21 protein-coding genes are annotated in these 21,465 nt (G+C 71.8%); 3 read left to right on the forward strand and 18 right to left on the reverse strand.

Annotated elements, in window-relative coordinates; all coding sequences use genetic code 11:
* Positions 1-22 precede the first annotated feature (22 nt).
* Complete coding sequence (locus ACJ73U_RS07160; RefSeq protein WP_407776733.1) at positions 23-496, forward strand: B-4DMT family transporter; 474 nt, start codon at positions 23-25, stop codon at positions 494-496.
* On the opposite strand, the gene ACJ73U_RS07165 is transcribed toward ACJ73U_RS07160, so the two are convergent.
* From ACJ73U_RS07165 to ACJ73U_RS07245, 17 genes are all read right to left on the reverse strand, one after another.
* On the reverse strand, positions 435-1,946 hold the full coding sequence (locus ACJ73U_RS07165; protein ID WP_407776734.1) for a beta-xylosidase: 1,512 nt from the start codon (positions 1,944-1,946) through the stop codon (positions 435-437). The two genes, ACJ73U_RS07160 and ACJ73U_RS07165, sit on opposite strands and share 62 nt — an antisense overlap.
* 95 nt (positions 1,947-2,041) lie before the next feature.
* Entirely contained in the window at positions 2,042-2,905 is an 864-nt protein-coding gene (locus tag ACJ73U_RS07170; protein ID WP_407776735.1) for a GNAT family N-acetyltransferase, read from the reverse strand.
* Positions 2,902-3,330: a type II 3-dehydroquinate dehydratase gene (aroQ, locus tag ACJ73U_RS07175; protein ID WP_407776736.1), complete on the reverse strand. Its 429-nt coding sequence runs from the start codon at positions 3,328-3,330 to the stop codon at positions 2,902-2,904. Before aroQ ends, ACJ73U_RS07170 begins: the two co-directional genes overlap by 4 nt.
* Positions 3,331-3,379: 49 nt before the next feature.
* Positions 3,380-4,450: a 3-dehydroquinate synthase gene (gene aroB / locus ACJ73U_RS07180; RefSeq protein ID WP_407776737.1), complete on the reverse strand. Its 1,071-nt coding sequence runs from the start codon at positions 4,448-4,450 to the stop codon at positions 3,380-3,382.
* A gap of 517 nt (positions 4,451-4,967) precedes the next feature.
* On the reverse strand, positions 4,968-5,480 hold the full coding sequence (locus ACJ73U_RS07185) for a shikimate kinase (RefSeq protein WP_407776738.1): 513 nt from the start codon (positions 5,478-5,480) through the stop codon (positions 4,968-4,970).
* On the reverse strand, positions 5,477-6,658 hold the full coding sequence (gene aroC / locus ACJ73U_RS07190; protein ID WP_407776739.1) for a chorismate synthase: 1,182 nt from the start codon (positions 6,656-6,658) through the stop codon (positions 5,477-5,479). The genes ACJ73U_RS07185 and aroC overlap by 4 nt, the downstream gene beginning before the upstream one ends.
* Positions 6,659-6,738: 80 nt before the next feature.
* The gene (locus ACJ73U_RS07195; RefSeq protein ID WP_407776740.1) at positions 6,739-7,254 is read right to left on the reverse strand and encodes a hypothetical protein; all 516 of its coding nucleotides are present in this window, start codon (positions 7,252-7,254) and stop codon (positions 6,739-6,741) included.
* Between the two features lie 157 nt (positions 7,255-7,411).
* Positions 7,412-8,053, reverse strand: a complete 642-nt coding sequence (locus ACJ73U_RS07200; protein WP_407776741.1) for a prepilin peptidase — start codon at positions 8,051-8,053, stop codon at positions 7,412-7,414.
* 75 nt (positions 8,054-8,128) lie between these two features.
* Positions 8,129-8,689, reverse strand: coding sequence for a GrpB family protein (locus tag ACJ73U_RS07205; protein ID WP_407776742.1), 561 nt, complete (start codon positions 8,687-8,689; stop codon positions 8,129-8,131).
* A gap of 9 nt (positions 8,690-8,698) precedes the next feature.
* Complete coding sequence (locus ACJ73U_RS07210) at positions 8,699-9,541, reverse strand: shikimate dehydrogenase (RefSeq protein ID WP_407776743.1); 843 nt, start codon at positions 9,539-9,541, stop codon at positions 8,699-8,701.
* The gene (mltG, locus tag ACJ73U_RS07215; RefSeq protein ID WP_407776744.1) at positions 9,531-10,778 is read right to left on the reverse strand and encodes an endolytic transglycosylase MltG; all 1,248 of its coding nucleotides are present in this window, start codon (positions 10,776-10,778) and stop codon (positions 9,531-9,533) included. Before mltG ends, ACJ73U_RS07210 begins: the two co-directional genes overlap by 11 nt.
* Complete coding sequence (gene ruvX, locus ACJ73U_RS07220; protein ID WP_407776745.1) at positions 10,775-11,263, reverse strand: Holliday junction resolvase RuvX; 489 nt, start codon at positions 11,261-11,263, stop codon at positions 10,775-10,777. Before ruvX ends, mltG begins: the two co-directional genes overlap by 4 nt.
* On the reverse strand, positions 11,260-13,929 hold the full coding sequence (gene alaS / locus ACJ73U_RS07225) for an alanine--tRNA ligase (RefSeq protein WP_407776746.1): 2,670 nt from the start codon (positions 13,927-13,929) through the stop codon (positions 11,260-11,262). Before alaS ends, ruvX begins: the two co-directional genes overlap by 4 nt.
* Before the next feature lie 71 nt (positions 13,930-14,000).
* Positions 14,001-14,336, reverse strand: coding sequence for a hypothetical protein (locus ACJ73U_RS07230; protein WP_407776747.1), 336 nt, complete (start codon positions 14,334-14,336; stop codon positions 14,001-14,003).
* Between the two features lie 43 nt (positions 14,337-14,379).
* Positions 14,380-14,790: a DUF948 domain-containing protein gene (locus tag ACJ73U_RS07235; RefSeq protein ID WP_407776748.1), complete on the reverse strand. Its 411-nt coding sequence runs from the start codon at positions 14,788-14,790 to the stop codon at positions 14,380-14,382.
* Between the two features lie 194 nt (positions 14,791-14,984).
* Positions 14,985-15,806 (reverse strand): LLM class F420-dependent oxidoreductase, encoded by an 822-nt coding sequence (locus tag ACJ73U_RS07240; RefSeq protein ID WP_407776749.1) that lies wholly within the window; start codon positions 15,804-15,806, stop codon positions 14,985-14,987.
* Complete coding sequence (locus tag ACJ73U_RS07245; RefSeq protein WP_407776754.1) at positions 15,803-17,140, reverse strand: replication-associated recombination protein A; 1,338 nt, start codon at positions 17,138-17,140, stop codon at positions 15,803-15,805. The genes ACJ73U_RS07240 and ACJ73U_RS07245 overlap by 4 nt, the downstream gene beginning before the upstream one ends.
* Positions 17,141-17,385: 245 nt before the next feature.
* Between ACJ73U_RS07245 and ACJ73U_RS07250 the strand changes: the two genes are divergently transcribed.
* The gene (locus ACJ73U_RS07250; protein WP_407776750.1) at positions 17,386-18,510 is read left to right on the forward strand and encodes an ankyrin repeat domain-containing protein; all 1,125 of its coding nucleotides are present in this window, start codon (positions 17,386-17,388) and stop codon (positions 18,508-18,510) included.
* Positions 18,511-18,514: 4 nt separating this feature from the next.
* On the opposite strand, the gene ACJ73U_RS07255 is transcribed toward ACJ73U_RS07250, so the two are convergent.
* A complete protein-coding gene (locus ACJ73U_RS07255) occupies positions 18,515-19,921 on the reverse strand; it encodes a PLP-dependent aminotransferase family protein (protein WP_407776751.1) in 1,407 nt (468 codons plus the stop codon).
* An 82-nt stretch (positions 19,922-20,003) separates the two neighbouring features.
* On the opposite strand from ACJ73U_RS07255, the gene ACJ73U_RS07260 reads away from it, so the two are divergent.
* The gene (locus ACJ73U_RS07260) at positions 20,004-21,110 is read left to right on the forward strand and encodes a pyridoxal phosphate-dependent aminotransferase (RefSeq protein WP_407776752.1); all 1,107 of its coding nucleotides are present in this window, start codon (positions 20,004-20,006) and stop codon (positions 21,108-21,110) included.
* Positions 21,111-21,465 lie beyond the last annotated feature (355 nt).

Genomic DNA, 21,465 nt, shown 5'->3' on the forward strand with positions numbered 1-21,465 from the left:
ATACTGGGACTACCCTGGCCCAATGCGAGCTTGGCTGGTCCGGGGTGGCGTGATGGCCGTGGTGCAGGCGGTGGCGGAGACCGTGCGCGCCGACTACGGCGTGGCGCACCCGACCTCGCGGACGCTGTTCGAGGCGGTCACGCTCGGCGTGCTCGTCGGCGTGGCGGCCGTGTGGGGCGCCGTGGACAAGTGGCGGGGCGTCGAGGACGCCGGCCGGACCTGGCTCATCGCGTCGTTGATCGCCGGCTGGGGCGCGGCGATCCTGGGTGTCGTCGGCAAGTCGATCTTCGTGGACCAGACGGGGGTCGCCGACCTCGGCAGCGCGCTGACCGGCGGGGCCGCGTTCACGGCGCTGCTCGTGCTGATCCCGGCGGCGATCGGCCTGGGCGCGGGCACCTGGATCCGCGCGACGAAGGCCGACGACGAAGAGGACGCTACCGAGGCGGACCGGCCAGGTCGAGGCCGCGTTCGTAGGCGTCCCACTGCTGCGGAGTGATGTCCTGGGCGGCCGACGAGTTGGCCGTCACGACGTTCTCCGTGGGGATCTGCCACAGCCGGTCGTCCAGCAGGAACGCCGTGCCCCGGCCGACCGCCCGGCGCACCGGGACACCCGGCGTGACCCGCGCGGCGACCTCGACCTTGTCCAGTGACAGCGGCCGCTTGGCGAGCACCCGGACCGCGAGCTGCGCGGCGACCGACCTGCGGTCGAACCGCACGATCTTGCCGCCCACCACGAGGTCGACGGTGCGGCTCGGCGACGGCACGGCGAACCCGTCGAGCGCGAGCACCGCGCGCGCCGGTTCCCGGCAGGCGTCGAAGTCCACCACGTCCAGGCCGAAGTGCCGCAGGCCCGACGGCCCGTTCGGCGCCTCGTAGGTCGCGCGCACCAGGTCGATCGGTGCCTTGCCGCACGGGTTGTCGGTCGACACGACCGCGTGCCCGTCGCCGCGGCGCACCAGGCCCGGGCCTTCCCGCCACGAGCCCGGGATCAGCAGCGGCTTGTAGGGCTGGAAGCGGAAACCCCAGTCCCAGAAGGTGATCGTGGTGCCCTCGCGGGTCTCGTGGGCGATGGCGAACGCGGCGAGCGCGTCCACCCACATCCAGTCCGCGCTGAACGCGTCGACGACCGAGCGGGTGCGGGGGCTGGTGTCGGGCACGCGGCGGAACCCGTGCTCGCCGAGCGCCTCGACGTCGTGGGTGAACGCCGGGTCCGGGGAGCGCAGCACGAACTGACCGGCGCCGTTGTGGCCGGTGGCCTGGCCGGTCGTGTCGGTGAACATGAGGTAGAAGTAGCCGGCGAGGTAGACCGCGGAGGGCTGGCCGGCGCCGTAGGTGTTGCCGCGGTCGACGTCCCTGGCCGTGGTGACGAGCGGGCGGCCGCCGTTCGCCCTGGTCCAGACGCGGCCGTCCGGGCTGGTCGCGAGGCCGATCGCGTTGCCGTGCGCGTGGTCGCCGGCCGCGCCCGTGTAGTACATGTAGTAGGTCGGGCCGACCCTGATCACCGACGGGTCGCAGGTGTGCACGGCGTCGAAGCCGGTCGCGCTGCCGGAGAAGATCGGCGTGCCGCCGGTGCCGTCCGGGCCGGCGAACCGGCCGTCGAGGGACGCGGACTCGGCGAGCAGGATGTCATCGCCCGGCGGGTTGGCGATGCCGAGCTGGCTGCACCACCACATCCGGAAGCGGCCGCCGTCCCACAGCACCGACGGCGCGTAGTTGTAGGGCGCGTCCCCGCTGCCGGCGGCGACGATGCCGGGGCTCTGCCGGCCGGCGACGGTCGTGAGCGACACCGGCTCGATGCTGGTGGGGGCGACGGGCTTGGGTGCCTGCGACTCGGACGGCGCACGCGGTGGGGGTTCGGGCGCGGCCTCGCTGGGGGTGCAGGCGGTCGTGGCGGCGAGAGCGAACAGGGCGGCCAGCAGGCGTCTTCGACGGTGCGTAACGCGCATCGTGGAAGAACCTCCATACGGTTGCCTTGGTCAGCCCAAGACAGTGTAGGGACTACTCCAAGTGGAGCGAGCGTTCATCCGGTCGTGCGCCGAACTCACTGGTGGGCGACGAGCTCCACTTCGAAGCCGTCCGCGTTCTCCAGGTAGGCCGCGTAGTGGTCCGGGCCGCCGGCGTGGGGGTGCCGGTCGGCGAACATGAGGCGCCAGCCATGTGCGGGCGCGGCGGCGGTGACGCGGTCGACGTCGGCCCGGGTGCCGGCGTGAAGGGCCAGGTGGTTGATGCCGGGCGCGGTCCGTTCGTGGCGGTCGCCGGTGCGCGCGGGCGAGTCCTCGACGACGACGTAGCCGCTGCCCCGGCGCCAGCTGACGCCGCGTTCCCAGCGCTGGTACTCGTGCCAACCGAGCTGGGTGAACAGCCAGCCGAACGTCTTCTCGGCCGCGGCGAGGTCGGCCACCCACAGCTCGACGTGATGCACGCCACTCGGATGGGCCGGTCCGCTCCCGAAGGCGACGAGGATCCGGTGCGGGGCGCCGTAGTGGTCACCGCCGCCGACGTCGAGGAAGCCGAGGCGCTCGGTGAAGCGGCGGGCCCGCGCGTTGGCTGCGTCGACGATGGCGAAGACCGCGTCGCGCAGGGCGAGCCCGGTGTCCAGCAGTGCCGTCGCGACCTCGCGGGCCAGGCCGGTCCCCCAGTGCTCGCGTGCCAGGTACCAGCCGCATTCGAGCACGTCACCGGGCAGTTCGGTGGACACGCGCAGGTGCGCGACGCCGGCCATCCGGCCGTCGCGTTCGACGACGAACACGCCGGTGCCCGGCGGGCCCTCGTGGGCGCGCCAGCTGGCGGCGAGCGCGCGGACCTGGTCGGCGTTCGTCAGGTCGCGCCGGTGGTACCGGCTCAGCTCCGGATCGGCGAACAGTCCGACGAGCGCGTCGGTGTCGCGCTCCTCGATGGGCCTCACGCGTTGTCGGCCAGCCAGCGCAGGGCGAGCGCGTACCCGTCGACGCCGAGGCCCAGGATGACGCCGGCGGCGACCGGCGAGATGTGGCTGTGGTGCCGGAACTCCTCGCGTTTGTGCACGTTGGTGATGTGCACCTCGACGAGCGGGGCGGTGAGCTGCGCGCAGGCGTCGCGGATGGCGATCGAGTAGTGGGTCCAGGCGGCGGCGTTGAGGACGACGGGGTCGCCGTTGTCGGCGGCCTCGTGCAGCCAGCCGATCATCTCGCCCTCGTGGTCGGTCTGGCGGACCGTGACGTCGAGGCCGAGCTCGCTGGCGGTCTTCTCGCAGAGGGCGACGAGGTCGGCGTGGGTGGTGTGGCCGTAGATGTCGGGCTCACGCATGCCCAGCCGCCCGAGGTTGGGGCCGTTGAGCACCAACACCTTCATGACGTGTCTCCTTCACGGATCGGTCGGGCAAGCCTAGCCAGGGGCGGTGTCAACGCGGGGCGGTGAGCTTCGCGTAGGCCTCCGCCAGCAGCTCCCGCGGCGGGTCCTCCAGGCGGCCCGGCTTGGCGAGGCCGTCCAGGACCACGAACCGGAGCCGGCCGGCGCGGGTCTTCTTGTCGCCGAGCATGGTCTCGGTCAGCTCGGGCAGCGCGTCGGGCTCGTAGGTGGTCGGCAGGCCGATCGACTCGAGGATGCCGCGGTGGCGGTCGGCGGTGGCGTCGTCCAGCCGGCCGGCGGCGCGGGCCAGCTCGGCGGCGAACACCAGACCCACGCTGATGGCGGCGCCGTGCCGCCAGCGGTAGCGCTCGCGGCGTTCGATGGCGTGGCCGAGCGTGTGGCCGTAGTTGAGGATCTCCCGCAGGCTGGCCTCGCGCAGGTCCGCGGCGACGACGTCGGCCTTGACCTGGATCTTTCGGCGGACCAGCTCGGGCAGCACCGCACCGTCCGGGTCGAGCGCGGCGGCGGGGTCGGCCTCGAACAGGTCGAGGATGGTGGGGTCGGCGATGAAGCCCCCCTTGAGGACCTCGGCCATGCCCGGGACCAGCTCGTCCTGCGGGAGGGTCCTCAGCGTGGTCAGGTCGACGATCACCGCGGCGGGCTCGTGGAACGCGCCGACGAGGTTCTTGCCCGCGTCGATGTTGATGCCGGTCTTGCCCCCGACGGCGGCGTCGACCATCCCGAGGAGCGTGGTCGGCACGTTCACCAGCCGCACACCGCGCATCCACCCGGCCGCGACGTACCCCCCGAGGTCGGTGACCGCTCCCCCACCCAACGCCACGACCGTACCGCCGCGGTCCATGCCCATGGCGGCGAGCGCGTCCCAGCACCGTCCGGCGACCGCGAGGGTCTTGCCGGCCTCGGCGTCGGGAACGGGCACGAGGTGTGTGTCCATGCCGGCGTCGAGCAACCGCTCACACATGACCCGGGCCCGACCGACGAGCGTGGGCGGGTGGATGACCGCCACCGCGGACGACCCCACCACCGCGGCGGCCACCTCGTCCCCGAGGTCACGCCCGACCACCACGTCATAGGGCCGATCGGTGGCGACCCTGATGCGCACCGGTTCCGCTCCCACTGCCACGCTCCCTCTGGTCGGTCCCCGACGCCGATGTCCCTCGCCGCTCCCTCGGTAATCCTCTCGCCAATGTCCCCCAGCGCTGCCCCTCACCACTCCCGCTCGCCGCTGCCGCTCGCCGCTGCCGCTCGCCGCTGCCCCCCACCGCCGCCTCATCACCACTGCCCTCCGCCACTGCCCTCCGCCGCTGCCCCTCACCACTCCCTCTCACCACTGCCCTCCGCCGCCGCCTCTCACCACTGCCCCTCACCACTGCCCTCCGCCACTGCCCCTCACCGCCGCCCCTCGCCGCTGCCTCATCACCACTGCCCTCCGCCGTTGCCTGTCACCACTGCCCCCGCCGCTGCCCCTCGGTGCTGCCCCTCACCGCCGCTGCCTCTCACCACTGCCCCCGTCCCCGTCCCTACTGCCCCCGTCCCCGTCCCTCGCCGTCCCCGCTCTCCCCCGGCCCCGCTGCCGCCCCCGCCGATCCCCGTCAGTGCTTGGTTCGGCTCGTCCTCGCTCAGTTGGCCACCGGCATCGACGCGAGTACGTCGGCCAGGACCTCCTCCGGGGTGCGGTCGCTGGTCGGGATCGTCGTGGTCGCCACCGCGGTGTAGATCGGGCGGCGGGTGTTCAGCAGTTCCTTCAGGTGGGCGCGGGGGTTGGGCAGCAGCCAGGGGTGCAGCGGGACCAGGCCCTCGCGGCGCAGCAGGTGGTCGAGGTCCACGTCGAGGAACACGACGTGGTAGGGCTTCAGCAGCTCCGGGACGCCCGGTGCGGTCGGGGTGCCGCCACCCAGCGCGAGGACGCCGTCGTGTTCCGGCAGCAGCTTCGCCAGCAGCGCGCGCTCGGACTCCTGGAACTTCTCGCGGCCGAGCGTGACGACCAGTTCGCCGGCCGGGAGGCCGTGCGCGTCCTCGAGGTCGTGGTCGAAGTCGCGGAACTCCAGCCCGAGGCGCTGCCCGGCGAGGCGCCCCACCGTGCTCTTCCCGGATCCGGGCGGGCCGACGAGGATCAGTGCGGGACCAGTCACCAGCGCTCCTGTAGTGCCTTGAGATAGGACTCGGCGTTGCGGCGGGTCTCCGCCAGCGCGTCGCCGCCGAACTTCTCCAGTGCGGCCTCGGCCAGCACGAGCCCGACGACGGACTCGAGGACCACGCCCGCGCGCGGCACCGCGCACACGTCCGAACGCTGGTGGATCGCGACGGCCGGCTCACCCGTCTTCGTGTCTATTGTGGACAGTGCACGCGGGACGGTCGAGATCGGCTTCATCGCGACCCGGGCCCGCAGCGGCTCACCGTTGGTGATGCCACCCTCCAGCCCGCCCGCGCGGTTCGTGCGGCGGGAGATGCCGGGGTGTGCGGGATCGATCTCGTCGTGCGCCTTGCTCCCCCACCGGCGCGCGGTGGTGAAACCGTCGCCGATCTCCACGCCCTTCATGGCCTGGACACCCATGAGCGCACCCGCGAGACGCGCGTCGAGGCGACGGTCCCAGTGGACGTGCGAGCCGAGCCCCGGCGGCAGCCCGTAGACGATGACCTCGATGACGCCGCCGACCGTGTCCCCGGCCTCCTTGACGGCCTCGACCTCGGCGACCATCGCCTCGGTGCCCCGCGGGTCGAACGCCCGGACCGGGCTCGCGTCGATGGCGTCCAGGTCCTCGGGCTGGGGCACCGCGCCCTCGGGCGCCTCGGCCTCGCCGATCGAGACGACGTGGCTGATGACCTCCACGCCGAGCAGCTGACGGAGGAAGGCACGGGCGACGGTGCCGAGGGCGGTGCGCGCGGCGGTCTCCCGCGCGCTGGCCCGCTCCAGGACCGGCCGGGCGTCGTCGAAGCCGAACTTCTGCATGCCGGCGAGGTCGGCGTGTCCGGGCCGCGGCCGGGTGAGCGGCTCGTTGCGGGCGAGACCGGCCAGCTCCTCGGGGTCCACCGGGTCGGCCGACATGACCTTCTCCCACTTGGGCCACTCGGCGTTGTCGATCCGCACCGCGATCGGCCCGCCCTGGGTCAGCCCGTGACGCACGCCGCCGAGGAACTCGACCTGGTCGGTCTCGAAGCCCATGCGCGGGCTGCGCCCGAAGCCGAGCCGGCGGCGGGCGAGCTGCTTGGCCAGGTCCCCGGTCGTGACCTCAACCCCGGCGACCATGCCCTCGAGCACGGCGACCAGCGCGGGCCCGTGCGACTCCCCAGCGGTGATCCAACGCAACACCCGACGATCCTGTCATGCCCACCTGGAGTCCCGAGCATCGGTTACCCGGGCCTCCGTGGTGGTCGTGGCGGTCGTGGCGGTCAGGCCTGGAAGTGGATGTGCCCATTCAGGGCGGGTCCGTCCGGCGAGCCGCAGTGCTGGGTGAAGCTGGCCTCCAACGCCACCAGCTGACCGGAGACGTCCCGCTCGATCCGGTAGATGACGAACTCGGCGTAGTCGTCACCGCAGCCGAGACCGCGGAAGATCACCAAGATTCCCGGGTTGGCCGCCGGGCCGTTCAGCTGGTTGCGCACGTCCTGGTAGGTACCCACGGCGAGCGGTGCGCGGTTGGGGCCGTTCAGCTCCACCCTGATGTAGTCGAGCCCCTCCGCCGCGTCGATCTTGACGATGTTCTCGCGCTCCCAGACGGTGATCTCACTGTCCGGCGCGACCCACTCACCCGAGCGACCGCCGACCGGGTGAGCCCCTTCGTCGGCCTTGAACGTGAAAATGGCTCCCGGCGTATCGCCCGGCACTGCGGCGGCCGCGTTCGCCGCGCCACCCGCCGTCCCGACCAACACCGCCGCAGCGACCACGACGCTCATCAGAGCACGCATCGTTGACCTCCCCCAGTAGACGTCGCGGGCAGCCTACAGCCGCGGACGACCGCGCGGGCGAGAACGCGCTCGATCACGTTCAGTTCCGGACGCGAACGGCGGATTACCCCGCTGCTGGTCAGATCCACAGGACCTCATTCGACACCAGTCGCCTAGGCTAGGGCGGCGATTTGAGTCCGGGAAACGTTGCTATCACGTAGGTTGCCGCCAGTAGGGCCGGGCCGTGTGGGATTCCTGAGCGCCACTGGTTGCGGAGGCGTTTCGGGGTCAGCGTTGGTAGGAGCAGTGTCAGCAGTGCTGCCAGTGCTGCGCCCACCGCTACCGCCGGGAGGCCTACCGCGCCCATTACCGCGCCTTGGGTTCCCGACAGCTTGACGTCGCCCGCGCCCATCGCTTGTGGGGATGTCGCGTGGACTGCCAGGTAGCAGGTGGCCAGGATTGTCGCGCCCAGTAGGGCGTTCTCGGCCAGCTGCCAGCCTGCCTGGGTTGAGGCCAGTGCCACCGTTGCCGCTGTTGCCGGGTATGCCGGCAGGGTCAGCGCGTTGGGTAAGCGGCGGTGTTTCAGGTCCACGGCCGTCAGGGTTGCCGTTAGCCAGGCGACCAGCAGCGGGATGGGGAGCCACCACCAGGGGAGTTGGCCGCTCGCTGCTTGCCAGCCGGCTATCGCCCACAGTGTCGCCATCATCAGCGGCAGCAGTACTTTGTGGACACTCGCGCCTCGGCGGAGGCGGGTCAGTAGGTGGTGGGACGCGGTGCCCGTTGCGGCGCCTGCGGTTGCCAGGAGGAGGGAGAGGTTCATGTGTTCAGGGTCCACTGGGGACGCCTGGTGGGGCAAGGAGAAGATCGAGCGAAAGGGACTTTCGTACGGGAAAGTTCAGGCCAGGGCCCTTGTCAGGATCTGCGTTATCACCGTTGTCTTCGCCTCGGCGTAGTCCTGCACGTAGCGCCACTCCCTTGTGGACAGCTCGCGTTTCGTTGCCGCGTAAAGCTTCTTGTCTTCCTCGTGTGTTCTCAGCCAGTCGCGGAAGCGGAGCACTCTCGTCATCTCCTCCGCCGCGTGCTTCGTGGAGAACACGTGGAGGTTGACGTCGTGAGGCTCCGCTCGGCGGTGGAACATGCGGTGCTCATACCAGTTCGGCTCGCGGATGCGCAGCACGTAGCCCGCCGCCTCCAGGGCTGGTACGTACGACGGCTCGTCCGCGGTGTCCGGGACCTGCAGCAGGATGTCGATGATCGGCTTCGCCGGTAGGCCGGGGACCGACGTCGAGCCCGTGTGTTCGACCGACATCGCCGTCTCCCCCAGCGCTGCCTCGATCCTCGCGCGGTCCCACTCGAACCAGGACGGCCAGGCCGGGTTGTAGTCGTCGATGACGATCGTCGTCGCGTGCGGGGTCAGCTCGCCTATTGTGACGGCGCGTAGTTCGTTCTCCTCCACGGCGCCACTCTAAAGTGGCAGTGGCAGGACTTCGCCCGTTGCGGCGCGTAGTGCGTTGCGCATGGCTTCGCGTGGTGGGTTCTCGCCCGTGAACTGGGCCACCTGGCCGAAGGCCTGGTGTAGCAACATGTCCAGACCCGTCGCCAGCACGCCGCCGCGCGCGGTCACGGCCGTTGCCAGGGGCGTGGGCCACGGGTGGTAGATCACGTCCAGCACGCAGGGCACCGCCGCGAGGTCCGGGACAACGGCCGACCCCGCGTCCGCCGGAGTGGTGTTCACCAGCACCGACGCCGACGACGCCAGCGCCTCGAAGTCGGCCGACGACCACGGGCACAGCTCGACCGCCAGGCCGACCGCGGTTCCGCACGCCACCGCCTCGGCCGCCCGCGCCACGTCCCGCACCACGACCGTCGCCGAGGACACGCCCAACTCCGCCAGGCCGGCCAGTGCCGCGCGGGCGGTGCCGCCCGCGCCCAGGACCAGCGCGGTCGGGCCGGGTGACCAGCCCGCCGCCCGTAGCGCGCCCGTCACCCCGTCGACGTCGGTGCAGTCCGCCGCCCAGCCGTCCGGACCGCGGACCAGGGTGTTCGCCGCGCCGACGGCTCGCGCGCGCGGGGTCGCCGACGTGGCCAGCTCCAGTGCCGCGCGCTTGCCCGGCATGGTCACCGACAGGCCCACCCAGGACTCGTCCAGGCCGGCCACCAGGGCAGGCAGTTCGGACTCCGACGCCTCCAGCCGCGTGTACGTCCAGCTCAGGCCCAGCGCCTCGTACGCGGCGCCGTGCAGGACCGGCGACAGGGAGTGCGCCACCGGCTTGCCGACGACCGCGGCCCTGCGTGCCTCAGGAGGCACCGTTCGCCTGTGCCCTGGCCTTGTTCGCCTCGTGACCGGCCGAGTCCACCGCGAAGCACGTCGTGCCGTCCTTCTCGCACTTCACGAAGTACAACCATTCGCCCGGCTCGGGATTGGCCGCCTTGGTCAGCGCCTCCCCACCGGGCGACGAGATCGGGGTCGGCGGCAGGCCGGTGTTGCCGTAGGTGTTGTAGGGCCCGACGGCGTCGCGGTCCTTGTCGCTGGTGTGGATCTCCGGGCGGTCGAGCACGTAGTTGATCGTCGAGTCGTACTGCAGCCGCATACCGATCTTCAGGCGGTTGTACGTGACACGCGAGACCTTGCCGAAGTCCTTGGTGATGGCTTCCTTCTCCAACAGCGAAGCCATCGTCAGGATCTGGTAGGGCGTGTAACCGGTGTTGTCGGCGATCGTCGGCATGTTCCACGCCTGCAACTGCTCCGCCGACGCGGTCACCACCTGGGTCATCAGCTCGTCCGGCGTCGAGCCCGGCCGCACGTCGTAGACGCCGGGCACGATCAGGCCCTCCAGCCGGCGCTTCGGCTCCGCCTTGCTGGCATCGGGGACGGCCCACTCCGGCACGCCCAGCTTGCTCAGGTCCCCGCTCGCGGCCACCTGTGCCAGCTGCTCCGGCGGCACGCAGGTGCTCTTGCCGTTCAGCTGCGCACAGGACGCCTTGGCGAGCATCGCGATGATGCCGTCGACCACGGCGCCGTTCGGCTGGGTGATGCTCTCGAGCTGGGCGCCGCCCTTGATCTCGAACTGGCCGACCTGCGCCTTCGGGTTGACGATCTGGCGGACCGCGGCCGCGCCGGACGACTTCTTCTTCATCACGTAGTAGCCGGGCTGGACGCCCCGCACCTTCGCGTTGGACTCGGAAGCGGCCACGAACGCCCGCGAGCTCGCCACCACACCGGCGTCGGTCAGCGTCGCGCCGATGTCACCGGTCGTGTCACCGCCCTTGACCTGGATGACGACGTCCTCGGTGCCCTGCCCGGTGAAGTCGTCGTAGCCGCCGATGCCGGTGAGCTGCTTGTAGCCGTAGTACCCGCCGACGGCGATCAGTGCGAGGACCACGACCATGCCGATCCACAGCACGGCTCGGCGCTTCTTCTTGGGCGGTGGCGGTGGTGGTTTCCGCCGGCCGCCGCTGCGGACCTTGGCGAACCGCTCGGTGCGAGCCTCGTCGAACAGGTCGAGGTCCTCGTCGTAGTGACTGTCGTGATGGTGGTTCGTCATGGCGCCGGCGCCTCCGGTGGGGTCTGTCGTGCCCGCCCGTCCAGCCAGGCTTGCAGAATCTCGACGGCGGCCGCCTGGTCAACCACCGCCCGTTGCTTCTTCCCCCGTACCCCTCGGTCACTCAGCATTCTGGTGGCGCTGACCGTGGTCAGCCGCTCGTCCGCCAGTCGCACCGGCACCGGGCGCACCCGCCGCGCCAGCTGCCGGGCATAGGACGTGGCGATGGCCGCCGCCTTGCCGTGGCGTGCCGCCAGCGTCCTCGGTAAGCCAACCACCACTTCGACCACCTCATGCTCGATGACGAGCTCGGCCAGGCGATCGAGGTCGCTGCCCGAACGTTCGTCGCGAGACAGGGTAACCAGTGGCGTCGCGAGGATCGGAGCCGGATCACTCAGTGCGACCCCAACTCGTACGGATCCAACATCAACGCCCAGCCTGCGGCCGGGCCCCGGATCACCGCGGCCCGGCCGGTCAGGATCGGTCACGTGGCCGCCCGGTCGATCGCCTCGCGCAGCGCCGCGACCGCGTCCGGGATACCCCCGGGGTTGCCGCCGCCGCCCTGCGCGAGGTCGGGCTTGCCGCCGCCACGACCGCCGATCGCGGGCGCGAAGGCCGGCACCAGCTTGGCCGCCGCGAAACCCGCGTCCCGCGCCGCCGAAGTGGTCGCCACCACGAAGTTCACCTTCGCGCCGTCCGCGGAGAACAGCGCGACCACGCCCGGCCGGTTGCCGAGCCGGTTGCGGACCTCGGACGCGAGCTGGCGCAGGTCGTTGCCGCCGACGCCGTCCGGCGCCGCGACCGCCACCAGCGCGGTGCCGCGGACGTCCTCCGCCTGCTCCGCCAGCGTGCCCGCGGACGCCAGCAGCTGGCCGGCACGCAGCTTCTCCAGCTCCTTCTCCGCCGCACGCAGCCGCTCGACGGTCTGGCCGATGCGCTCCGGCAGCTCCTCCGGGCGCACCTTGAACTGCTCCGCGAGCTGCCCGACCAGCACGTGCTCACGCGCGAGGAACCGGAACGCGTCCAGCCCGACCAGCGCCTCCACCCGGCGCACCCCCGCGCCGATCGACGCCTCGCTCAGCAGCTTCACCACGCCGATCTCGCCGGAGCGGTGCACGTGCGTGCCGCCGCACAGCTCCTTCGAGTAGTCGCCGATGGTGATGACCCGGACCTTCTCGCCGTACTTCTCGCCGAAGAACGCGATGGCGCCCTGCTTGCGCGCCTCGTCGAGCGTCGTGACCTCCGCACGCACGTCGTAGTCGTTCAGCAGCACGTCGTTGACCTCGTCCTCGACGTCCGCCAGCACGCTCGGCGGCACCGCGCCGGCAGGGGAGGTGAAGTCGAACCGCAGCCGGCCAGGCGCGTTCAGCGAGCCCGCCTGCGCCGCCTGCGTGCCGAGCGCGCGCCGCACGCCCGCGTGCACGAGGTGAGTTGCTGAATGAGACCGGGACACCGCGCGCCGCCGCGACGGATCGACCTCCGCGTGGAGGGTCGAGTCGAGCAGCAGCTCACCGGAGAGAACCTTGCCGCGGTGCACGTTCAGGCCCGCGACCGGCGACTGCACGTCGTGCACCTCGACCACCACGCCGTCGCCGACGAGCTTGCCGGTGTCCGCGAGCTGGCCGCCGCCCTCCGCGTAGAACGGGGTGCGGTCGAGCACGACCTCGACCTCCGTGCCCTCGCCCGCCGACACCGCGGGCTGGTTGCCCGAGATGAGGCCGACGACCCGCGACTCGGTCGCCAGCTCCTGGTAGCCGAGGAAGTCGGTCGTGCCGTGGTCCTCGAGGATCGACCGGTACGCGCCGCCGTCCGCGTGGCCGACCTTGCGCGCCGCCGCGTCCTGCTTCGAGCGCTGGCGCTGCTCGGTCATGAGGCGGCGGAAGCCCTCCTCGTCGACCTTCAGGCCCTGCTCGGCCGCCATCTCCAGCGTCAGGTCGATCGGGAAGCCGTACGTGTCGTGCAGCTGGAACGCCTTGTCGCCCGCCAGCACCGAGCCGCCCGAGGACTTGGTCTCCGACGCCGCGACGTCGAAGATCCTCGAGCCGCTCGTCAGGGTCTGGAGGAACGAGTCCTCCTCCTGGCGCACCACACCGTCAATACGGTCGAACTGCTCGACCAGTTCAGGGTAGGCGGGGCCCATGGTGTCGCGGACGACCTTCGCGAACTCACCCAGCACCGGCTCGTGCACGCCCAGCAGGCGCACCGAGCGCACGATGCGACGCAGGAGGCGGCGCAGCACGTAGCCCCGCGCCTCGTTGCCCGGGGTGACGCCGTCACCGATGAGCATGACACCCGACCGGGCGTGGTCCGCGATGACCCGGAACCGCACGTCGTCGACGTGGTTGGCGCCGTAGCGGCGGCCGGACATCTCCTCCGCCCTGCTGATCACCGGGCGGACGAGGTCGGTCTCGTAGACGTTGTCGACGCCCTGCAGCAGGTACGCGACGCGCTCGATGCCCATGCCGGTGTCGATGTTCTTGGCCGGCAGCTCACCGATCGGCGGGTGGTCCTTCTTGGGGGACAGCTCGCCGCGCTCGTCCTGCATGAAGACGAGGTTCCAGATCTCCAGGTAGCGGTCCTCGTCCGCGACGGGACCGCCCTCCTTGCCGTGCTCCGGGCCGCGGTCGTAGTAGATCTCCGAGCACGGACCGCCGGGGCCGGGCACGCCCATGTCCCAGTAGTTGTCCTCGCCGCCGCGGCGCTGGATGCGCTCGTCGGGCAGGCCCGCGACCTTGCGCCACAGCTCGATCGCCTCGTCGTCGGTCTTGTAGACCGTCACCCAGATGCGCTCGGGGTCGAAGCCGTAGCCGCCCTCGGACTGGCTGCCCGTCACCAGCTTCCAGGCGTGCTCGATCGCCCCTTCCTTGAAGTAGTCGCCGAAGGAGAAGTTGCCCGCCATCTGGAAGAACGTGTTGTGGCGGGTGGTCTTGCCGACCTCGTCGATGTCACCGGTGCGCACGCACTTCTGCACGCTGGTCGCGCGCGGGTACGGCGGCGGCTCCTCACCGAGGAAGAACGGCTTGAACTGCACCATGCCCGCGTTCACGAACAGCAGGTTCGGGTCGTCGAGGATCAGCGAGGCACTGGGCACCAGGACGTGCCCGCTGCTCGTGAAGTGGTCGGTGAATCGCTTGGAGATCTCGTGTGTCTGCACGGTCGGGTCCTTGAGGTAGAGAAGGTGCGAGGGTCCGGCACGGCGGACAGCGCGGCGCTACCGGGCGCGGCTCAGCTGCCCGCCCTGCGAGCTCGCGCGTCGCCGGGCCGGCTCGCACGCCGACCCCCACGCTCCTCGGCACTGTCCCGGGCGCCGAGGGCACGCCGCGCCACGGGGCTGACCCCGGACCGCCGCTCGACCACCTCGGACAACTCCTCTTCTCGTTCCTCCATGCCCGCGCGGACATCGGCCCCGAACGAGCCGATCGCGCCGGCGAGGTCACTGATCGCCTCACCCAGGTTACCGGCGATCCCGGCCGGGGTGGCCTGACGAGCCGTCTCCCGAGCCTTCCGCGACAACGCTACGCCCGTCGCGACCCCGACCCCAAGCCAGAAAAGGCGCCTCACGACGTGACCTCCCCCGCTTCGCGGCACACTCCGCACGCTCCGCTCACGACGTGGCCCCCTTGCGCCTGCCGCGGCGCGCGTGCCTGCCCTCGGTGTCCTCCTTGGCCCTGCGGCGGGCCTTGAGCGCCTTGCTGACGCCGTAGGAGAACGCCGCCGCCTTGACCAGCGGACCGCCGAGCGTCGCGGTGAAGACCGAGGTCAGCGCGGACACGTTGCCGGTGACCGCCTGGGTGTTCGCGGTGATGCCGTCGACCCGCTCCAGCTGCGTGTTCACCCGCGTGAGCGTGGTGTTGGCCTCGGAGAAGATCGGGTCGGTGTTGGTGTGCGCCTTGCGGATCGCGATGGTCGCCTCGTCGAGCGTGCGCCCGAGCTTGATCAACGGGATCGCCAGCAGCAGAACGAGCAGCACGAACGCGCCGGCCGCGATCAGCGCGGCGATCTGCCCTGCTGACACGAGCCCTCCCTGGGGTTATGAAGTCCGGAATTGGCCGAAAGGTTACCGTGCTGGCCCGGGAGTGGCCCGTTCGGCTCGGCCCTCCTGCCGCAAAGTCTCCGTTGACGAACTCCGCCTCCCGCTGTGCGTCGACCACCACGAAGGGATCACCACAAATCGGGAGGAACCACCCGTGCACGGCTGAGCCGATCCGCTCAGGTCAGCGGCTCCGCGCACTGGTCGAGGACCTCGAGCGTGGCGTCCCGGCCGTCGGGCTTCAGCTCCAGCAGTGCCCGCTCGATGCCGGCGTCGGCCAGCTCGGCCAGGACGTCGGAGTCCGGTGGCGCGTTCATCACGGTGACCGGCAGCTCGCGGCCGAGGTCCGCGGCGCGCGCCCGCAGCTCGGCGACGTCCGCGACGAGTGGGCCCGGCTCGCCCGGGTAGATCGGGAACCAGCCGTCGCCGTACTCGGCGATCTTGCGCCACGCCGGGTTCTTGCCGCCGCCGACGAGGACCTGGGGGCCGCTCGGCGGTTTCGGCCAGGACTGGATCGGGGCGAAGTCGACGTGCTCGCCGTGGAACTCGGCCTCGTCCTTGGTCCAGATCTCGCGCATGGCCAGCATGTGCTCGCGCAGCACGGCGACCTTCTCCTTCGGGTCGACGCCGTGCTGGCGCAGCTCGCCGTCGTGCCAGCCGGCGCCGACGCCGAGGACGAACCGGCCGCCCGAGATGTGGTCGAGGCTGGCGACGGCCTTGGCGGTGACGATCGGTTCGCGCTGGGCGGCGAGCAGGATGGACGTGCCCAGGGTCAGCCGTTCGGTGACGCCGGCGACCACGCCGAGGGTGACCAGCGGATCGGTGATCCTCGGGTGGATGTGCGCCTGCGTCTCGCTCGCCGCCGTCACGACGTCCGCGACCGGCAGGTTCGTGTGCTCGCCGAGGAACAGCGACTCGAACCCGCGCTCCTCCAGCGCGCGCCCGAGATCCGTGGGACGGATGCCGTCGTCGAGGAACCCGTACCAGAACCCGATCTTCACTTCTGCCCCCTGATCGCCTTGCGCAACTTCGGCACCCGCTCGGCGAGCGCGCGCTCCACACCCCGACCGGTCGGGGTGTAGTAATCCTTGCCCACCAGCTCGTCCGGCGGATACTGCTGTTCCAACACGCCCTCCGGCACGTCGTGCGGGTAGCGGTAGCCGGTGGCGTTGCCGAGCTTCTTCGCGCCCGCGTAGTGGCCGTCGCGCAGGTGCGCCGGCACCGGGCCGATCGCGCCGCCCCGCACATCGGCCATGGCCGCGCCGATGGCGGTGGTGACGGCGTTGGACTTCGGGGCCGTGGCCAGGTGGACGGTGGCCTGGGCGAGGTTGAGTGCGCATTCCGGCAGGCCGATCAGCTGCACGGCCTGGGCGGCGGCGGTCGCGGTCTGCAGTGCGGTCGGGTCGGCCATGCCGACGTCCTCGCTGGCGTGGATGACCAGGCGGCGCGCGATGAAGCGCGGGTCCTCCCCCGCCTCGATCATGCGGGCCAGGTAGTGCAGGGCCGCGTCCACGTCCGAGCCGCGGATGGACTTGATGAACGCGCTGATCACGTCGTAGTGCTGGTCGCCCTGGCGGTCGTAGCGGACGGCGGCCTTGTCGACCGTCGCCTCGACCGTCGCCAGGTCGACCCTGCCCTCGTTGGTGGCGATCGCCGAGTCGGCGGCCGCCTCGAGGGCGGTGAGGGCTCGCCGGGCGTCGCCGCCGGCGAGCCGGACGATGTGGTCCTCGGCGTCCTTCTCAAGCGTCACCGTGTTGTTCAGCCCACGTTCGTCGGTGGTGGCGCGGTCGACCAGGGCGCGGACGTCGTCGTCGGTGAGCGAGCGCAGTTGCAGTACGAGTGACCTGGACAGCAGCGGGGAGACGACCGAGAAGTACGGGTTCTCCGTGGTCGCCGCGACCAGCAGCACGATCCGGTCCTCGACGGCGCCGAGCACCGCGTCCTGCTGGGTGCGGGAGAAGCGGTGGACCTCGTCGATGAACAGGACCGTGGACTCGCCGGAATGGGTGAGGCGGCGGCGCGCCTCCTCGATGACGGCGCGGACCTCCTTGACGCCGGCGGACAGCGCCGAGAGCGCGACGAAGCGGCGGCCGATCGCGCTGGAGACCAGCATCGCGAGAGTGGTCTTGCCGGTGCCGGGCGGGCCGTACAGCAGCAGAGACGCCGGCGCCGCACCTTCGACGAGCCGCCGGAGCGGGGCGCCCGGACCCAGCAGGTGATCCTGGCCGACCACCTCGCCGAGGGTGGCCGGGCGCATGCGGACGGCGAGCGGCGCGTTCGCGCTCACCCGCTCCCTGGCGCCGGGATGCCGCTCCTTCGGCGGGCTGTCGAACAGTTCGAGGTCGAGCCCATCTTCCACGCTCACGACGCTACCGTGTTCAATTGCCTCGCTCCGCTCGGCGGTTCACGGCCTGTTCCCGGTGTCTTCCCTCCTGCGCGCGAAGACGCCGGGCTCGTACCTCGCCGCGCCTTCGTGCTCGTCAGTCCAGACACCGGCGGCCACTCACAGGATCCGATTGCCTCGCTTCGCTTGGCGGTTCGCGGCCTGCACCCCGGCCGCTCACACCTACGATCGCCCTCATGACCTGGCAGACCTTCCGCTCCGAGGCTTCGTACTACGAGGGACGGGCCGATGGTCTCCTGGCGTCCGCGATGGACGGCACGCCCTCGGCCGTCGCCGAGTTCACGCGGTGGTCGGCGCCGCTGACGGTTGACGGTGCGCGGGAGGTCCTCGCCCGGGGGCATGGGTTCGACTCGTGGGCGGAGCTGCTGGCGGGAGCCGGGCAGGGGGCGTTCGCGGAGGCCTACCGGTTGATCGAGGCGCGGGACCTGACGGGGTTGGGTGCGCTGCTCGACCGGGTGCCCTCGCTGGTGACCGAGGTCGGCACCAACGGCAACGACCTGCTGGGGCTGGCGGCGTCGACGTGTGACGAGCGGTTCGTCGTGTCGCTGCTGTCGCGGGGGGCGGACGTGGCGCGGGGGAACGTGCACGGGTGGACCGTGCTGCACCAGGCCGGGTACTCGAACCTGCCGGAGATGGCGCGGGTGCTGCTCGACGCGGGTGCGCCGGTCGACGTGTCGGGGCGCGGCGACGGCGGCACGCCGCTCGTGGCCGCGTTGTTCTGGGGGAACGTCGAGGTGGCGCGGGTGCTGGCCGCTCGCGGCGTGGTGCCGGGGAACCTGCGGACGGCAGCGGGGCTCGACGACGTGGCCCTGCTGGAGTCGGTGTGGGACACGCCCTCCGCCGGTGCCCACCGCGGTTTCTACCGGCCGCACAGCGGGTTCCCGGCGTGGCGGCCCGGCGACTCACCTGCGGAGGTGCGGGACGAGGCGCTGAGTTGGGCGGCCCGCTCGGACGCGGTCGACGCGTTGTCGTGGCTGTGCGCGCGGGGCGCCTCGGTGGACGCGAACGTGTACCAGGGCACGGCTCTGGTGTGGGCCGCTGCCCGGGGCCGGGTCCGCGCGGTGCGGCGGTTGCTGGAGCTGGGAGCTGGCGTGAACGTGCGGGGGACGTTCGGCGGGCCGGGGCACGGGGTGGGCACGACGGCACTGCACCACGCGGCCGAGAGCGGTCACCTGGAGGTGATCGAGGTGTTGCTGGCGGCCGGTGCGGACCGCACCGTCGAGGACGAGCTGTACGGCGGCACGCCCGCGGGGTGGGCGGCGTACAACGATCAGGACGCCGCCGCCGCGCTGCTGTCCTGACCGGTCAGATCGCCAGCGCCGGTGGGGACGTGACGCGGTTGCCCGGGGCGCGGTAGTCCTGCCACGCGGCGGCCAGCCGGCGGACGGCCTCGGTCAGCTCGTCCTGCTGGGCGACGAAGTGCAGGCGCACGTACTGCTCGCCGCGCCCGTTCGCGTCGAGCCCCGGGCCGGGTAGCACGGCGACACCCTGGCGCAGCGCGGCCTGCGCGAAGGACGTGCCGTCGCCGTACGGCAGACGGACCCACAGCGTCTGGCCGCCACGCACGGCGGGCGCCGGCCAGTCCGGGAGGTGTCTGGCGAGCTCGGCACGCAGGTGGTCGTGGCCGGCGTGCCGCCGCGCGGCTCCGCGCCGCCGCAGCGCGTCCAGCCGAGGCAGCAGGTAGGCGGCCGCCAGCTGGGCGGGGATGTTGCCGCCGAGGTCGTGCACGGCGCGGAGCCGGGCCAGTCGGGCGATGAGCGGTGCGAGTGCGCGTACCCAGCCGATGCGCAGGCCGCCCCAGACGACCTTGCTGAGCGACCCGATCGTGATCACCTGATCGTTGTACATGGCCAGCGGCGGCGGTGTGGGCTCCCCGGGGAAGCCCAGCTCGGCGGGCACCTCGTCGTCGATGAGCGCGAGTCCGGCCGCGGCGGCGTCCTCGGCGAGGCGGCGGCGGGGCAGCGCGGGCAGCACCGCGCCGGTCGGGTTGTGGTAGGTGGAGATCACGTAGGCGAAGGCGGGATCGTGCGCCACGGCCGCGGCCGCCAGCCCGGGGAGCCCGACCGGCAGCGCACGCGGCACGGCGGCCTCCTCGCGGAACGCCTCCAGCGCGCCGGGGTAGGTGGGCGCCTCCACGAGCACCCGGTCGCCCGGCCGGACCAGCGCGCGGGCCAGCAGGGACAGTGCCTGCTGCCCTCCTGTGGTGACCAGGACGCGGTCCGGGGTCGTGGGCACGCCGCGTTGCTGGTAGCGATCGGCGATCGCACGACGGAGGGCTGGGTGCCCCATCGGGTGATAGCCGATGTCACCCACGGTCGTCGCCAGCTCGGGCAACGTCCGGGTGTACGCCTCGACCAGCTCCGGAGGTGGCGCGTCCGGCGCGGCACACGCGAGCAGGATGACGCCGTCCCTCGGCTCGAGCAGGTGCAGGAAGGAAGGTGCGTCGGTGGTCGTCCGCAGCGGCGCCGCCTCCTCGCCGGCGACCCTGGTGCCGCTGCCCTGCCGGCGCACGATGCGGCCCTCCACCGTCAACTGCTCGTAGGCCGCGACGACCGTGGTGCGGCCGACCGCGAGCGCCGAGGCGAGCGCGCGGTCCGGCGGCAGCCCGGTGCCGGGCGGCAGCTCACCCTCGTCGATCAGCTCACGCAGCCGGGCGGCGAGCAGCACGTACAGGGGACCGCGACCGGACGACCAGCGCCCCAGACGCTCCACCAGACTGATTGGCTCCATTGACAAACCAATTTAGCGGAATTGGCTCTGCCCTGTCTCTTCCCGCGTCACGAGCATGGTCGTCATGACGTCCTTCGCACCCAACGCGATGACCATGCTGATCGACCGTCCTGTGCGCTACGACCTGGCGGAGAGCACCTGCCCGTCACTGCGTCCCAGTGAGCTCGCCGACCCCGCCGAACTGGCGGACGTGCTGCTCGGCTACGGCACGTCCCGGGGCGACGCCGAACTTCGGGCGTTGATCGCCGCTCGTAGCGGGGTGGCCGCCGACCAGGTGCTGGTGACCGTCGGCGCGGTCGCCGCGATGTTCCTGCTGGCCCAGGCGACGTGCGGGACCGGTGACCGGGTCCTCCTCGCCACGCCGTGCTTCCCGCCCGCGCGAAGCGTTCCCGAGGGGCTGGGCGCGGTCGTGGACGAGGTACCGCTGTCGTTCGACGAGGGCTACCGGCTGCCGGTGGCGGAGGTCGCCGCCGCGCTGACGCCGCGCACGCGGCTGGTGTCGGTGGCGTCGCCGCAGAACCCGTCGGGTGTCCGCTTCACCGAGGCGGAGCTGCGCGCGTTGCTCGACGTGGTGGCGGTTCGGGCACCGGAGGCGGTCGTGTTCGTCGACGAGACCTACCGGGAGTCCACGTACGGCGACGCACTCGCGCCGTCGTCGGTGGCGGCCATGTCGCCACGGGTGGTGACGTGTGCCTCGCTGTCCAAGGCGTACGGCGCGCCGGGCCTGCGCCTGGGCTGGCTGACCACGACCGACGCCGAGCTGTACGAACGGGTGCGCGAGGCGAAGTTCGTGTCCGCGATCGCGTGCTCGACGCTGGACGAGTTCCTAGGCGCGCGGGTGCTCCGGCGGGCCGAGGAGGTACTCGGAGCGCGAGCGCGGTTGCTGCGACAGGCACTCGACGAGCTGCTGGAGTGGACGCGCGACCAGCCGGTGGAGATCGTCCGCCCGGACGGCGGCGCGATCTGCTGCCTGCGCCTGCCCCAGGACCGCTTCCCCGACGCCGCGGTCACCGAGTTCTACGCCCGACTCGACAAGCTCGACGCGCGGGTGGGCCGCGGGTCCTGGTTCGGCGAGCACGACCGGGTCTTCCGACTCGGCTTCGGCCACCTGCCACTCGACGACTTCCGCGTGGGGCTGGACCGCCTCGCCGACGCCTTGGGCGCCGCCTAACCGCGCGTTTTTGACTCACGGCAGGGAACGGTGGAGACGCGGCTCCGGAGCATTGGACACGCGGGCACGGCGCGTTCGGACTCGGGCCGCGCAGGCGTTGGACACGCGGGCACGGTGGTGTGAACTCAGGGGGTTGACTCGTTGAACTCGCCGGGCTGGTTCCGCTGGACACGCCGGGCCGATTCCTGAAATTCGCGGGCCGGCACATTGGACACGCCGGGCCGGTTCGTTGAACACGCGAAGCCAGTTCGTTGGACACGCCCGGCCGATTCGTTGGACACGCGGGGCCAGTTCGTTGGACACGCGGGGCCAGTTCGTTGGACACGCGGGGCCAGTTCGTTGGACACGCGGGGCC

The organism is Actinophytocola sp. (genome assembly GCF_045807065.1).
Classification (GTDB): Bacteria; Actinomycetota; Actinomycetes; order Mycobacteriales; family Pseudonocardiaceae; genus Actinophytocola.